This is a genomic window from Sphingomonas hylomeconis, from assembly GCF_025370105.1.
GTDB lineage: Bacteria > Pseudomonadota > Alphaproteobacteria > Sphingomonadales > Sphingomonadaceae > Sphingomonas > Sphingomonas hylomeconis.
This window is the reverse complement of sequence record NZ_JANQBK010000017.1, coordinates 55,987-70,809: the sequence shown is the minus strand read 5'-3', so window position 1 is coordinate 70,809 and position 14,823 is coordinate 55,987. Positions and strand designations below refer to the sequence as shown.

The following is a 14,823-nucleotide window of genomic DNA, read 5'->3' as shown; positions in this document are numbered from 1 at the left end:
GGGGGTCGCCTGGTGTCCCCGGACCAAGTGCGGGGTGACGAAGGCGGCATCAAAAGCAACCATTCAAGAAAATCACTGATCCAGATTAACCCGCTCACATCGTTTGATTTCGCCGGTGAAACAACCCGGAACTTACCGCCGTTTCGTTTGCTTGAGCCGCCGACCAGCAAGACCGGAGGAACTTCATGGCCAACGAATTTGCTACCACGGACGATGCGCCACTTACCGCATCGAAGGACAAGCACGCCGCCGAGCAGGCCGGCCAGACGCTGATCGAACCCAAGGGCGACAGTCTTGTCGGCCGCGCCGTCACGATCAACCGTCCCGCCGCCGAACTGTTCGCCTATTGGCGCGATTTTTCGAATCTCGCGTCGTTCATGGAAAACGTCGTGTCGATCGACACGCTGGACGCCAAGCGCTCGCACTGGGTCGTCAAAGCGCCCGCGGGCAAGACCGTCGAATGGAACGCGGTGGTTACCGACGAAGCCGAGAACAGCTTCATCGCTTGGGCATCCGAAGAAGGTGCCGACGTGCCGAACAGCGGACGGATCGATTTCCGCGAAGCGGGCGCGCGCGGCACCGTCGTCACCGCGACGATCAACTATGATCCGCCGATGGGCGTGGTCGGCAAGGTGATCGCCAAACTGTTCCAGCGCGAACCGGCGATCCAGGCGCGGCGCGATCTGCGCCGCTTCAAGCAGCTGATGGAAACGGGCGAGATCGCCACCGCGGCCTTCACCCAAGAACAACTCGACGAGGAGCGTAACTGATGCGCGCACGTTTTTGTAAAGAGGAGCGACGCTGATGCGCGCACTGGCATGGCACGGCAAGCACGACGTCCGCATGGATACGGTGCCCGATCCCGAGATCCTCAACCCGCGCGATGCGATCATCAAGATCACCTCGACCGCGATCTGTGGATCGGACCTGCACCTGTACGACAATTACATCCCGACGATGCAGGCAGGCGACATTCTCGGCCATGAATTCATGGGCGAAGTGGTCGAGACGGGCCCCAAATCGACGCTCAAGAAGGGCCAGCGCGTCGTCGTGCCGTTCACGATCGCGTGCGGCAGCTGCTATCATTGCGGCAAGCATCAATATTCGGCCTGCGACAACGGCCTGCCCGCCGACAATCAGGATATCGCGCAGACGATCTACGGTCAGCCGATGTCCGGCCTGTTCGGCTATAGCCACATGACCGGCGGCTATGCGGGCGGCCAGGCGGAATATGTCCGCGTACCGTTCAGCGATGTCGGCCCGATCGTCATTCCAGACGGCGTGGACGACGACAAGGTGCTGTTCCTGTCCGACATCCTGCCGACCGGCTGGCAGGCGGCGGAATATGCCGAGATCGAGCCCGGCGATACAGTGGCAGTATGGGGCTGCGGGCCGGTCGGCCTGTTCGCGGTGCAATCGGCGTTCCTGATGGGCGCCGAGCGCGTCATCGCGATCGATCACTTCCCCAAGCGGCTCGAACTGGCGCGCAAATTCGGCGCGGAGACGATCAATTTCGAGGAAAGCGCGGTCTATGAAGCGCTGATGGAGATGACCGGCGGGATCGGCCCCGATGCGGTGATCGACGCGGTCGGCCTGGAAGCGCACGGCCTGTTCGTCGACAATATCGTCGATCAGATCAAGGCGTCGACCTTCCTCGGCACCGACCGCACGCATTCGATCCGCCAGGCGATCATCGCCTGCCGCAAGGGCGGTCGCGTGTCGATGCCGGCGGTCTATGGCGGGTTCGTCGACAAATTCCCGCTGGGCGCGTTCATGGAAAAGGGCCTGACGCTCAAGACCGGCCAGACGCACGTGCAGCATTACATGCCGGCTTTGCTCAACGCGATCATGGAAGAGAAGATCGACACCACCTTCCTGATCTCGCACCGCATGGACCTGGAGGACGCCCCCAAGGCGTACGACATGTTCAAGAACGACCAGAACAATGTGACCAAGGTCGTGCTGAAACCCGGTCTGGGCCGCTGAGCTAACGCCCCTCCCTAAAAGGGAGGGGTCGGGGGTGGGTCGCGAGGAAATGTAGCGGCCGCCCCAGTCCACCCACCCCCTGCCCCCTCCCTTCCAGGGAGGGGAAGAAATTTAGGAGTAAGACTATGGCCAAATTCGCAATCGTCACCGGCGCCTCTGCCGGGATCGGCGCCGAGCTCGCCAAGCTGGCTGCGGCCGAGGGCTATGACCTGCTGCTCGCCGCCGATACGCCGTTCACCGAAAGCGTCGGCAATGCCCAGACGCTCGACGTCGATCTCTCCACCTTCGAGGGCGTCGATCGGCTGCTGGAAGCTGCTGGCGGCCGCCAGATCGATCTGCTCTGCGCCAATGCCGGCCATGGCCTGGGCCGCGCGTTCCTCGATCAGGATCCGGCGGAATGGAAACATGTCGTCGACACCAACATCGTCGGTACCGCCTATCTGCTGCAGAAGGTGCTGCCGCACATGGTGGCGCGCAACGACGGCAAGGTGCTCGTGACGGGGTCGATCGCGGGCTATATCCCGGGCGCGTTCCAGGCGGTGTATAACGGTACCAAGGCGTTCGTCGACAGCTTCGTCGCGGCGCTGCAGAACGAGATCAAGGAGGCGGACGGCGTCACGCTGACCAACCTGATGCCCGGACCGACGGACACCGATTTCTTCGAACGCGGCGACATGATGGATACGTCGGTCGGCACCGATCCGAAAAAGGAAGATCCGGCGGATACGGCCAAGAACGGCTGGGATGCGCTGATGTCCGGCAAGGCGAGCGTCGTCTCGGGGCTGAAGAACAAGATCCAGTCGGCGGTGGCGAACGTCACCCCGAACGCCGTGCTTGCCGAACAGCATCGCAAGATGGCCGAGCCGGGCACCGCCGACAATTGATCGCATCACACATTTAGGAGACCGACCATGGGCTTGTTCAGCAAAGACATCGCCACGCTGCACGATCTGTTCCTGCACACGCTGCAGGACATCTACTACGCCGAGAATCAGATCATGAAGGCGCTGCCCAAGATGATCGACAAGGCGACGGCACCGGCGCTCAAGAAGGGCTTTGAGAAGCATCTCAAGGAGACCGAGGGCCAGATCGCACGGCTCGAGCGCGCGTTCGCCTCGCTCGACGAAAAGGCCAAGGCAGTGACCTGCCCGGCGATCGACGGGATCATCAAGGAAGCCAATGAGATCGCTGGCGAAGTATCCGACAAGGCGGTGCTCGATGCGGCGCTGATCGCGGCGGCACAGGCGGTCGAGCATTACGAGATCACGCGTTACGGCACGCTGATCGCCTGGGCCAAGGAACTCGGCCATAGCGAGGCTGCTGCCCTGTTCGCCGAAACGCTGGCCGAGGAAAAGGCCACCGACGAGAAGCTGACCGCGATGGCGGAAAGCAAGGCCAACGCGAAGGCCGCAGCGGCCTAAACGATCCAGGCTGTACAATCTTCCGTTGCCGTCACCCCGAAATATGCCGGGGTGGCGGCAATTCTTTGTGGCGTTCCGCGCGAAGGCCATTTCAGTAATTCTTAGTAAAGCCGGGGAACCCCGTCCCCTGCTCCTTGTTGTCGCAAGTAGTTTGCGTAACAGGGAAAGACCTTATGAAGCTCGTTATTCTCGCCGTAGCCATGGTGGGCGTGTCCGGTGCGGCAATCGCCCAATCCGCCCCCTCCACAAATGCCGCCCCCCCGCCGACGCCGCCCGCCGTATCGACGATGCCAGCGGCCGCAGCCGCCGATATGCAGGCCGTGCTCGATGCCCATATGGCGCTGCAGCCCAAGCCGATCGAAACGCTCACGCCCGTCATGGCGCGCCTGCAGCCATCGGCCGCCGATGCCGCCAAGGCCGTGATGCGCAAGCAGGGCCAGTCGACCGCGCCCGATCCTGCGGTGACGACGATGGACATGCCGTACGGCGCCGATCCGATGCAGTTTGCGCGGATCTACAAGCCGGTTGCCGCTGCCAACAGCGGTGCCGCGTTGCCGGTGATCGTCTATTATCATGGCGGCGGCTGGGTGATCGCGGACGTCAACACGTATGACGCGGCGCCGCGCCTGCTGGCCAAGCAGCTTAATGCGATCGTCGTGTCGGTCGAATATCGCCACGCCCCGGAATTCAAATTCCCGGCGCAGCATGACGATGCCTTCGCCGCCTATGACTGGACGGTGCAGAATGCCGCGTCCTGGGGCGGCGACGTGACCCGGCTGGCGGTGGCGGGCGAAAGTGCCGGCGGCAATCTCGCCGTCGCCACCGCGATCCATGCGCGCGACACCAAGATCGCGATGCCGGTGCATATCCTGTCGGTCTATCCGATCGCCAACAGCAGCATGACGCTGCCGTCGCGCATCGATTCCGCCAATGCCAAGCCGCTCAACACCGCGATGCTCAACTGGTTCGGCTATTATTATGCGACCAGCAAGGCGGAGATGATGGATCCGCGGCTCAACCTGGTCGGTGCCGATCTGCGCGGGCTGCCGCCGACGACGATCATCAATGCGCAGATCGATCCGTTGCGCTCGGATGGCGAGACGCTGGCCGAGGCGATGAAATCAGCCGGCGACCGTGTCGAGCAGCGCACCTTCCCGGGCGTGACGCACGAGTTCTTCGGCATGGGGAAGGTTGTGCGCGGCGCCTATGACGCGAACGACTATGCCATTGCCCGGCTCAAGGCCGCCTTTGCCAAATAATCGCGCCGCCCTGGCACCCAAGGAGATTACCATGAAGAAGCTGTTCATCCTCGCCCCCTGGGCATTGATCGTCGCCGCGCCGGCCATGGCGCAGGTCATGCCCGCGGCCGACTATGTCAAAACCGCGGGCGCGAGCGATCTGTACGAGCGCCAGTCGGCGCAGATCGTGCTCCAGACGACCACCAATCCGGCAATCCGCTCCTTCGCGCAGATGATGCTCACCGATCACGGCAAGAGCACGCTGATGATCAAGGCGGCGGCCCTCAAAGCCCGTGTCCGGCCCGCGGCGGCGATGCTGACGCCGACCCAGGCCGAGATGATCGCGCAGCTTCGCGCCGAAACCGGCACGGCGCGCGATGCGGCCTATGTTGCGCAGCAAAAGGCGGCGCACGGCCAGGCACTGGCAGTGCAGCAGGCCTATGCCATGGACGGCAAAGCGATGCCGCTGAAGACCGCCGCGGCGAAGATCGTGCCGGTGGTGCAGCATCACATCATGATGCTCAAGACGATGTAACGATCGGCTTCCGAGCGCATCGGAAGGGCGCGGGCAGCAATGCCCGCGCCCTTTTTGCGCTATTCGTAGCGCAACGCACGGATCGGGTTTTCGCGCGCCACACGCCAAGCGTGGCTGGCGATCGTCACCACCGCGATGCCCAATGCCAGGCCACCGGCGGCGAGGAAGGGCAGCGGCCCGAGCGCGACGCGGTCGTCGAAGCCGTTGAGCCAGCCGCGCATCACCCACCAGGCGATCGGCCAGGCAATCAGGTTCGCCACGACCACCGGCCGGGTAAACTGCCAGACCAGCAGCCGCACGATATCGCGAGTGCGCGCCCCGAGCACCTTGCGGATGCCGATCTCCTTGGTGCGGCGTTCGGCAGTGAAAGCGGCAAGCCCGAACAGGCCGAGACAGCCGATGATCACCGAGAGGATCGCGAACCCGGCGAACACCTGCCCGGTGGCGACATCCGAGCGATAAAGTTCGGCCGCCTTGTCGTCCGAAAAGTCGGCGGCGAACGGCACGGTCGGCACGATCCGCTTCCACACCGCGCCGATCCGATCCATCACCGCCGCGGGATCGGGATCCTCGACACGCGCGACGAGCCACGGCAGGTTGAACTCGTCGTGGTACAGGATCATGTCCTCGACTTGCTCGCGCGCGCTGCGGAAGCGCGTGTCGGCGAGCACGCCGACGATCGTCGCGGGGACGGTGCCGTTCTTGGGATCGACGAAGCTGATGCGAAACTGCTTGCCGATCGCGGCCTGTGGGGTGGCGAAGCCCATCTGGTGCGCCGAGCTTTCGTTGACCATCACATTGATGCCGCGCGCGACCAGCACCTTTTCCTTTGCGATATCAGGTTGGTCGCCGATGCTGGCATCGTCCATGGCGCGATCGCGCGTGAGCGTGCGGCCAGCGAGCAGTTTCATTCCCATCGTCTCGGGATAATCGAACCCGACGCTGTACGAACCCATGGTCAGCGGGGCAGGCCTGCCGGGCAGCACCACGCTCTGGTTCATGCGGTTGTCGGTGGCGACGGCGATGCTGGTGCGCGCGACATGCGTCACGCCGGGGGTGCGCAGCAATTGCTGCTCGATCGTGTCGATCGATGCGCGCACCGCGGTACGGCTCATATTTTCGATCTGCACCAGGCCGGCGCGCTTGAAACCGGGATCGGCGCTGCGCAGGAAGGCGGTCTGCGAATAGACGATCGCGGTGCAGATGATCAGCCCGATCGAGATGGCGAACTGCACGACCACCAGGCCGTTGCGCAGCAGGCCCGATCCTTCCGCCTCCGCCGCCGACTTGTTCGCCTTGAGCACGCGCGCCGGCTGGAAACGGGTGAGATAGAAAGCGGGGTACAGGCCGCCGGCGAGACCGACGAGCAGCACCAGCACGAGCGCCGGCAGCAGCGCGCCGTCAGCGCCGACATAACGCAGCGACAGCTCCATGTTGAGATAGGTGCGCAGCCATGGCAGCGACAGTTCGACGATCGCCAGCGCGACGAGCATCGCGATCCCCGCGACCAGCACGGATTCGGCAAGGAACTGCGCGATCAGCTGCCCGCGGCTGGCGCCCAGCACCTTGCGCAACGCCACTTCGCGGGCGCGCTGCGAAGCGCGGGCGGTGGCGAGGTTGGTGAAGTTGACGCAGGCCATGACCAGGATCAGCGCGGCGAGGATGGCAAAGGTGACGATCGTCCCGGCATCCTCCTCATTACCGGCCGGGCCGTGCTTGGCGATTCCGAGATGGACCTTGGGCAAGGCGACGAGCTCGAAGCGATTGTCCGCCGCCTGGCTTACCAGTTGTCCGCCGACCATATCCTTGGGCGCAGCGCGCGCCTTCCAGGCATCGAGTTGCGCGTTAAGCGCGGCGACATCGGCGCCCGGCTGCAACTGCACGTAATTGTAACCGCTGTACCAGCCCCATTGCGTTTCCTGCCCGGGCTGAAACTTGGCCGGATCGATCAGCACGGCCATGCCCATGCGGTTGTGCGAGTTGCGCGGCAGATCCTTGAACACGCCGGTGACGCGGAAGTCACGGCTGCCCTCTCGTGCCTGTGTGGTGACCGTACGGCCGATCGCATCCTCGGTGCCGAACAGCGCGAGCGCGGTCTTTTGCGACACGACGATGCTGTTGGTATCGGAGAGCGCGGTGGCAGCGGTGCCGCGCACGAACGGCAGATCGAAGATCTTGAAATAATCGGCGCCGACCTGCGTGATGGTCAGCTGCCGCGGCTGGCCCTTGTCCATGATCACCGGCTGCCAGTTGGTGGCATAGGACAGCCGGGCAATCTGCGGGAAATCCTTCTTCAGGGCGGCGCCGGCAGCATAAGGCGACATCTGCATGGAATCGACCGCGCCGGTCTGCGGGTCGGTGTTGAACGACTGCAACTGATAGATATTGTCCGCATTCGGCACGAAGCGATCGAACGACAGATGCTCGCGCACGAACAGCGAGATCAGCAGGCAGGCGGCCAGGCCGATCGCCAGCCCCAGGATGTTGATGAAGGCATAGGTGCGGTTCTTGAGCAGGGCTCGGATGCCGACCGTGAGATAATTGCGCCACATGGGGATAGTCTCCGTAATCGGGATCAGGCGGCGCGGCGGCGTTCCTGCAGGATGCGGCCGTCGAGCATGTTGACGACGCGGCCGGCATAATCGGCATGCGCGGGCGAATGCGTGACCATCACGATCGTCGAACCCTCGGCGTTCAGCGTCTGCAGCATCTTCATCACTTCCTCGCCGTGCTGCGTATCGAGATTGCCGGTTGGTTCGTCGGCCAGGATCAGTTTCGGCGCGGCAACCAAGGCACGCGCCACCGCCACGCGCTGCTGCTGCCCGCCCGAGAGCTGGCTGGGCCGATGCCGGGCGCGATGGGCGATGCCGACCTTGTCCATCACCGCATCGGTGCGGCGCTTGCGGTCGGCGGCGGAGACGTCGTGATAGAGCAGCGCCAGTTCGATATTCTCGCGCACGGAGAGCTCATCGACCAGGTTGAAGCTCTGGAAGATGAAGCCGATATTTTCCTTTCGCACCCCGGACAGCGCGCTCTCGCTCAGCCCCGCAACCTCCTTGCCGGCAAACATGTAGGAGCCGCTCGACGGGCTATCGAGCATGCCGATCAGGTTGAGCAGGGTTGATTTGCCGCAGCCCGACGGCCCCATGATGGCGACGAATTCGCCGGGCAGGATATCCAGATCGATCGCATCGATCGCGGTCGTCTCGATCATGTCGGAGCGGTACACGCGGCACAGATTGCGCATCGTCAGCAGGGCGGTGTCCATCAGGCGGTCCTTCACTTGGCGAGGGAGAGCTCGGCCTTGTCGGCAAAGCCCGTATAGGGGGAAGTGATCACGCGCTCGCCGGGATCGAGCCCGTCGAGGATTTCGATACTCTCGGTGTTGCGGCGGCCCATGCGCACCTGGCGCTTGATCGCCTGCCCGCCGCCCGGCGCGACGACGAACACCCAGGCGCCACCGGTTTCGTTGTAGAAGGCGCCGTTGGGCAACAGGATCGCCGGTGCGGGATCGCCGAGCGTGAGCCGCGCCTGCAGCGACTGGCCGCGCTGGATGTCCTTGGGTTCCGCGCCGATGAACTGCAGATCGAGCTGGAACTCGCCGTTCTGCACCTGCGGATAGATCTTGCTGACGCGCGCGGCGAAGCTCTTGCCGCCGACGTCGATCGTCGCTTTCTGCCCGATCACGACGCGGCCGAGATAATATTCGTCGACCCCGGCGATCAGCTTGTTGCGGCCGGGCGAATCGATCTGGCCGATGCGCTGGCCGCGCGACAGCGACTGGCCGACCTGGATCGAAAAGCCGGACAGCTGCCCGGCGACCGGCGCGCGCAGATTGAGCGCATCGAGATTGGCGCGCGCCAGCGCCAGGCTCGACATCAGCGAGTTGGACGAGGCGCGGAGCTGCGCCAGCTGGCTCGACATCAGCTTGCGGTCGGTTGCCTGGCCGCGGCGCAGCACGGTGCCGCGTTCGCGCTCATAAGCGTAGGAATCGCTGGTATCGCTGAACGTCCGCGCGGCGACGAAGCCCCGTGCCGCCAGCGCCTTTTCCCGCGCGTACTGGCGCTCCGCCCTGGTGCGCGCGAGATCGGCCTCGAGGATCGCGCGTTCGTTGGCGAGCTGGGTCTGCGCCAGCGCGAGTTCCTGGCTGCGCATATTGTTGAGCTGCTCGGTCACTTCGCTTTGCCGCGCCAGCACGGAGAGTTGCAGTTCGGCATTGGAGAGAAGCGCGATCGGCTGGCCGGCGGCGAGGCTGGCGCCGTCCTCGACCAGCACTTTCTCCACCCGCCCCCCCTCGATCGCATCGAGGAACACGGTCTGCAGCGGCGTGACGCGCGCGCGCAGCGGGATGAAGTCGTCGAACGTACCGCGCGACACGGTGGAAATGGTAAGCCGGCCGGTGGCGACGTTCTGGCTGTCGCTGCGCGGCGCGGCATACCAGAAGGCGGCGAGCGCGAGCAGCAGCAGGACGATCCCGGCGCCGATCTTGTATTTGAGCGGCCATTTCCGCGATTCGACGACGCGGTCCATCCCGCTGCCACTGACGGCGGCGCCGGCCGGATCGGTCTCGGGGCGAATGCGGGCGATGCTCATGCACCACCCCACGCAATCGGCGTGCCATATTTTTTGAGGGAAATGCGTGGGTTGCGGCGGCCCGGACTGTCCGGAAACGAACAGTCGCGTCCGATAGCGGACAGATCGGTCGGCGCGACGGTCACAGGACGATCTCCATCTGGAGGCTGGCGGATGCGTGGACCTGCGGGAGCTGAACCCAGCCATAGGTGGATGCCAGCGTCAGCGCCGCCACGGCGATCAGCGCCAGCATCACGGCGAGAATTTTCGGGGGCCAGTCGGGCTGCATGGTCGTTTCCTCGCTGCCGGCGAGCATGCCGACCTCAGACGCATTGCAGGGGATGTGCCAAATGAGATGCGCGTCCGGCCTACGCGGGCCGTCGCTCCTCAATCCAGTTCGTCACCCCGGACTTGTTCCGGGGTCCACTGTGCGGCGCGGCTCGCAAGTCTTTGTCTTGCGGGACGGTGGACCCCGGAACAGGTCCGGGGTGACGATTGGGGAGGCGGCTGCACCTATAGTGCAAAGAGCCTGCTCGCTGTGGCGTGACGGAGGGCGAAAGCGTCTGGCACGTTAATTGATTGTCCGTTTCCGCACACAGGCTGTACGGAAGCGAACGCGATGGGGGCGGAATTCGATCTTTGCGTGGTGATCGACGACGATGAGGACATCCTCATGGCGGCGCGGCTGCTGTTGCGCACGCTGTTCTCCGAGGTGCTGACCGCGCAAGGACCCGACGAGGCGCTGGCGGCGATCGCCGGACGCGCGCCCGACGTGGTGCTGCTCGATGCCAATTTCGGGCGCGGTGCGACCGACGCCGGCGAGGGGCTGGCGCTGCTCGATCGGCTGCTGGTCGCGGATCCCGAGCTGGTCGTGGTGATGATCACCGCGCATGCCGGCGTGCAGGTCGCAGTGACCGCGATGAAGCATGGCGCGACCGACTTCGTCTCAAAGCCGTGGCGCAACGAGCGGCTGCTCGCCACGGTGCGCACCGCCGCCGCACTGCGCCGTTCGCGCCGTGCGGTGGCGACCGAGCGCGGCAAGGTGGCGACGATCGCCGCGCCCGCGGGCGGCGGCACCTCGCCCCTGCTCGGCGCTGCGCCGGCAATGGCGCGCGTCCATTCGCTGATCGCGCGCGCCGCGCCGACCGACGCCAACGTGCTGGTGCTGGGCGAGAACGGCACCGGCAAGGAACTGGTCGCGCGCGCGCTGCACGCCGCCTCGCGCCGCGCCGAGCGGGTGATGGTGACGGTGGATCTGGGCGCCGTGGCGGAGGATCTGATCGATTCAGAACTGTTCGGCCATGTGAAGGGCGCGTTCACCGATGCGCGCAGCGATCGCATCGGACGGTTGCAGGCAGCGGACGGCGGGACACTGTTTCTCGATGAGATCGGCAATCTGCCGCTTCGGCTGCAGCCCAAATTGCTCACCGCGTTGGAGCAGCGGCAGGTGACGCCGGTCGGCGCGAACAAGCCGGTGGCGATCGACATCCGCGTGATCGCCGCGACCAACCTGTCGCCCGAACGGCTGCACGACGAGGCGCATTTCCGCCAGGATCTGCTGTTCCGCCTCAACACGGTGGAGATCCGCCTGCCCCCGTTGCGCGAGCGGCGCGACGACATCGCCGTGCTGGTGGATCATTATGTCGAGATCTACGCCAGACGCTATGATCGCCCGGCGCCGCGCGTATCGCCGGCGGCACGCGCCGCGCTCGAGGCGCATGACTGGCCGGGCAATGTCCGCGCGCTGCGCCATGCGGTGGAGCGCGCGGTGATCCTGGCGCCGGGGCCGGTGCTGGACGCGGAGGATTTCTCGTTGGGCGCGCCGCCGCGGATCGCCGCAAGCGCGGTCGTAACGCCGGCGGCGGCCGACGACCTCAATCTCGATCGCGTCGAGCGACGGCTGGTCGAGGAAGCACTGCGCCGCCACGGCTACAATATCTCGCTCGCGGCGCAGGAACTGGGCCTGTCGCGCGCCGCACTGTACCGCCGGATGGAAAAGCATGGGCTTTGACCGCGGCTTCACGCGCGCGCTGATCGTGCGTTTCGTGCTGCTGCTGGGCGCAACCTTTGCCGTCGTATGGGCGTGGCAGACGCCCGGACTGGTAGCAGTACGCTGGCTCGCCGCACTGGTGCTGGCCGGCACGGTATACGGCCTGTGGCAATTGATCTCGCGCACCAATGTCGAAGTCGCGCGGTTCATCGAAACGCTGCGCCTGGGCGATCTGACCGCGCATTTTTCTGGTCGCGAGGGATCCGGCTTCGGCACGCTGGGCGATGCGTTCAACGCCGCGATCCAGCAGGTGCGCGAGGAACGGCGGCTCTCCGGCGACGAACTGCGCTATCTCGAGGCGTTGATCGACGACATGCCGGTGGCGCTGCTCACCGCCGATGCGAGCGGGCGGATCGATCCCGGCAACAAGGCCGCGCGCCGGCTGTTCGCGCGCCATGGCGGCGCGCGGGCCGAAGACTATGCGGTATACGGCGCGACATTTGCCGCGCGGCTGGCGGGCGGCGGGGCGGATCGCGAGGAGATGCTGATCCTCAATCTCGATGGCCATGCCCAGCGCGCGCTGGTGCGATCGGCCACGCTGACGCGGCTCGGGCGGACGACGCGCGCGACGATTGTGCAACCGGTGCACGACACGCTGAACGAGATCGAGATGGCGGCGCAGACCGATCTGGTGCGCGTGCTGACGCACGAGATCCTCAATTCGCTGACTCCGGTGACCTCGCTCGCCGCGACCGCCGCGGGGCTGCTCGGCGAGATCGATCGCGGTGGCGATCCGCGTCTCGCCGATGCGCACCAGGCGGTCGCCACGCTGGCGCGGCGCGCGGAGGGGCTGGCGCGGTTCATCGACAGCTATCGCGCGGTCGCCAGCCCGCCGCGACTGCAGCGCCAGACGTTCGCCGCCGCGCCGTTCGTCGCCGAGATCGCGCGGCTGTTCGCCGCCGACTGGCCGAGCGTACACCTGCACGTACAGATCGATCCCCCCAGCCTGGAACTCCACGCCGATCCCGATCTGCTCGCGCAAGTGCTGATCAACCTGCTGCGCAATGCGGGCGAGGCGACAATAGCGATCGAGCGCGCCGACATCGTGCTGGGATTGTACCGCAGGGCGCCCGGCCAGCTGGCGATCGAGGTGTCCGACAATGGCCCCGGCGTACCGCCCGCGCTCTATGGCGACGTGTTTCTGCCGTTCTTCACCACGCGCGCAAGCGGCACCGGCGTGGGGCTCAATCTCGCGCGGCAGATCGTCGTCGCGCATGGCGGCAATATCGAGGTCAGTCAGGGCCCTGCCGGCGGCGCGCTGTTCCGCATTCTCTTATAGTTTCGGCCCACGTTTGCGGAACATGGGCGCCAGGCAGGCGCTTACCTTGACGAGGGGCCGCCGCGGCCCGCCGAACAAGGTACCGAGACATGACCGAAGCCACCTGGGGCACCGATGCCAAGACGCCCGAGATCGACTGGCGGATGAGCGCCGCGCTGGAAGACGTGCCGCGCGGGGGCGGTGATGTCGCCGAAGTGACCAGCCTGGAGGGCGCGGTGCGCGCCTGGATCGCGCTCGATCCGCAGCACCGCGTCGCCGCGACGCTGACGCCCGAACGCGCGGTGCAGATCGACGGCGTGTCGCACGCCTCGTTCTTCGGCGAAGGCATTGCGGCGCTGGGCGAATTGCTGCCGCCCCGCACGATCGACAGCTGAGCGACGGGCCGGACCGCATGGCGATCCGGCCCGCGGCCCTCAGGCGCGGATGAACGCCAGCAGATCGGCGTTCAGCACCTCGGCATGCGTCGTCAGCATGCCGTGCGGGAAGCCGGGATAGGTTTTCAACGTGCCGTCCTGGACCAGCTTGACGCTCAGTTCCGAGGCCTCGGCGATCGGCACGACCTGATCGTCCTCGCCATGCATCACCAGCACCGGTACCGATATCTTCTGCAGGTCTGCAGTGAAGTCGGTTTCCGAAAATGCCTTGATGCCCTGGTAATGCGCCCAGGCGCTGCCCATCATGCCCTGGCGCCACCAATTATCGATCACGCCCTGATGGACGGTCGCGCCCGGCCGGTTGAAGCCGTAGAAAGGGCCGCTCGCGAAATCGAGGAAGAACTGCGCGCGATTGGCGGCAAGCCCGGCGCGGATGCCGTCGAACACTTCGATCGGCAGTCCTTTGGGATGCGCCCGCGTCTGCACCATCAAGGGCGGTACGGCGCTGACCAACACGGCCTTGGCGACGCGCCCCGGCGCGGCATCCGCGACATAGCGCGCCACTTCGCCGCCGCCGGTCGAATGGCCGATATGCACCGCATTCTGCAGATCCAGCGCGTCGGCCACTGCCGCGGCATCGGCGGCGTAGTGATCCATGTCGTGCCCGTCCGCGGATTGGCTCGACCGCCCGTGTCCGCGACGATCATGTGCCACCACGCGATACCCCTGGGCGAGGAAATACAGCATCTGCGTATCCCAGTCGTCGGCGCTGAGCGGCCAGCCGTGATGGAACACGATCGGCTGCGCGGTCTTGGGCCCCCAATCCTTGTAATAGATCTCGGTGCCGTCCTGGGTCGTGACGAAAGCCATGCGTCGGTCTCCTCGAATGTGAAGCAGGATGCCCGCGATGATCAGCGGGAGGCGCAGGCGGGCGAGAAACAGTCGCTCGCGATATCGGTACGCGTGGGCAGATCGACGTGATTCGGCGTTGCTGCTGCCCCGATCCTCAGCCTGCCGCGGTCGCGCGGCGATTGGCAACCCGCCCGATACGGAAAGCGCCAGGCGGTGGCCGGAGCGGTGCAGACAGCATCGGGCGCGCCCGCTAGGGGTGCGCGCGATGTGGCGCGATGTCAGTTTCGGGAGCAGACCAGAATGGCGAGCATAGTCGCCTTTGGCGAAGGGATGATCGAGATCGGCGGCGATACGCTGAACATCGCCGTCGCGCTCGCACGGCTGGAGCATGCGCCGGCCTATCTCACCGCGGCCGCGGCGGCGGTGTTCGCCAACCGCGTGACGGCGGTGACGATCGGCCATGCCGGCGCGATCCCGCCGCGCACGGCGATCGCCGCGCTGGCGGGCACCGCATAG

At 65.7% G+C, this 14,823-nt stretch carries 15 protein-coding genes; 10 read left to right on the top strand and 5 right to left on the bottom strand.

The features are described from left to right. Positions 1–185: 185 nt before the first annotated feature. The 6 genes from NV401_RS16670 to NV401_RS16645 all read left to right on the top strand — a co-directional run bounded on the left by NV401_RS16670 (position 186) and on the right by NV401_RS16645 (position 5,180). Positions 186–770, top strand: a complete 585-nt coding sequence (locus NV401_RS16670) for an SRPBCC family protein (RefSeq protein ID WP_261295579.1) — start codon at positions 186–188, stop codon at positions 768–770. A gap of 34 nt (positions 771–804) precedes the next feature. Continuing rightward, positions 805–1,986, top strand: coding sequence for a zinc-dependent alcohol dehydrogenase (locus NV401_RS16665; RefSeq protein WP_261295578.1), 1,182 nt, complete (start codon positions 805–807; stop codon positions 1,984–1,986). Positions 1,987–2,111: 125 nt separating this feature from the next. Further along, positions 2,112–2,870 (top strand): SDR family NAD(P)-dependent oxidoreductase, encoded by a 759-nt coding sequence (locus NV401_RS16660; RefSeq protein ID WP_261295577.1) that lies wholly within the window; start codon positions 2,112–2,114, stop codon positions 2,868–2,870. A 27-nt stretch (positions 2,871–2,897) separates the two neighbouring features. Next, a complete protein-coding gene (locus NV401_RS16655; protein ID WP_261295576.1) occupies positions 2,898–3,407 on the top strand; it encodes a YciE/YciF ferroxidase family protein in 510 nt (169 codons plus the stop codon). Positions 3,408–3,580: 173 nt separating this feature from the next. Next, positions 3,581–4,666: an alpha/beta hydrolase gene (locus NV401_RS16650; protein WP_261295575.1), complete on the top strand. Its 1,086-nt coding sequence runs from the start codon at positions 3,581–3,583 to the stop codon at positions 4,664–4,666. 31 nt (positions 4,667–4,697) lie between these two features. Beyond that, positions 4,698–5,180 (top strand): DUF4142 domain-containing protein, encoded by a 483-nt coding sequence (locus tag NV401_RS16645; RefSeq protein ID WP_261295574.1) that lies wholly within the window; start codon positions 4,698–4,700, stop codon positions 5,178–5,180. A gap of 59 nt (positions 5,181–5,239) precedes the next feature. Here NV401_RS16645 and NV401_RS16640 read toward each other — a convergent pair whose 3' ends face one another. From NV401_RS16640 to NV401_RS16625, 4 genes are all read right to left on the bottom strand, one after another. Further along, positions 5,240–7,732 carry an ABC transporter permease gene (locus NV401_RS16640; protein WP_261295573.1) on the bottom strand — a complete coding sequence of 831 codons (2,493 nt, stop codon included), beginning with the start codon at positions 7,730–7,732 and terminating at the stop codon, positions 5,240–5,242. Between the two features lie 23 nt (positions 7,733–7,755). After that, positions 7,756–8,448, bottom strand: a complete 693-nt coding sequence (locus tag NV401_RS16635; RefSeq protein ID WP_315369837.1) for an ABC transporter ATP-binding protein — start codon at positions 8,446–8,448, stop codon at positions 7,756–7,758. 11 nt (positions 8,449–8,459) lie between these two features. Beyond that, positions 8,460–9,773, bottom strand: coding sequence for an efflux RND transporter periplasmic adaptor subunit (locus NV401_RS16630; RefSeq protein ID WP_261295572.1), 1,314 nt, complete (start codon positions 9,771–9,773; stop codon positions 8,460–8,462). 121 nt (positions 9,774–9,894) lie between these two features. Next, positions 9,895–10,068: a hypothetical protein gene (locus NV401_RS16625; RefSeq protein ID WP_261295571.1), complete on the bottom strand. Its 174-nt coding sequence runs from the start codon at positions 10,066–10,068 to the stop codon at positions 9,895–9,897. 303 nt (positions 10,069–10,371) lie between these two features. On the opposite strand from NV401_RS16625, the gene NV401_RS16620 reads away from it, so the two are divergent. From NV401_RS16620 to NV401_RS16610, 3 genes are all read left to right on the top strand, one after another. After that, complete coding sequence (locus NV401_RS16620) at positions 10,372–11,763, top strand: sigma-54-dependent transcriptional regulator (protein WP_261295570.1); 1,392 nt, start codon at positions 10,372–10,374, stop codon at positions 11,761–11,763. After that, complete coding sequence (locus NV401_RS16615; RefSeq protein WP_261295569.1) at positions 11,753–13,081, top strand: sensor histidine kinase; 1,329 nt, start codon at positions 11,753–11,755, stop codon at positions 13,079–13,081. Before NV401_RS16620 ends, NV401_RS16615 begins: the two co-directional genes overlap by 11 nt. Positions 13,082–13,170: 89 nt before the next feature. Then, entirely contained in the window at positions 13,171–13,455 is a 285-nt protein-coding gene (locus NV401_RS16610) for a hypothetical protein (RefSeq protein WP_261295568.1), read from the top strand. Between the two features lie 39 nt (positions 13,456–13,494). On the opposite strand, the gene NV401_RS16605 is transcribed toward NV401_RS16610, so the two are convergent. After that, on the bottom strand, positions 13,495–14,325 hold the full coding sequence (locus tag NV401_RS16605) for an alpha/beta fold hydrolase (protein WP_261295567.1): 831 nt from the start codon (positions 14,323–14,325) through the stop codon (positions 13,495–13,497). Positions 14,326–14,607: 282 nt separating this feature from the next. On the opposite strand from NV401_RS16605, the gene NV401_RS16600 reads away from it, so the two are divergent. Further along, positions 14,608–14,823, top strand: a complete 216-nt coding sequence (locus tag NV401_RS16600) for a hypothetical protein (RefSeq protein ID WP_261295566.1) — start codon at positions 14,608–14,610, stop codon at positions 14,821–14,823.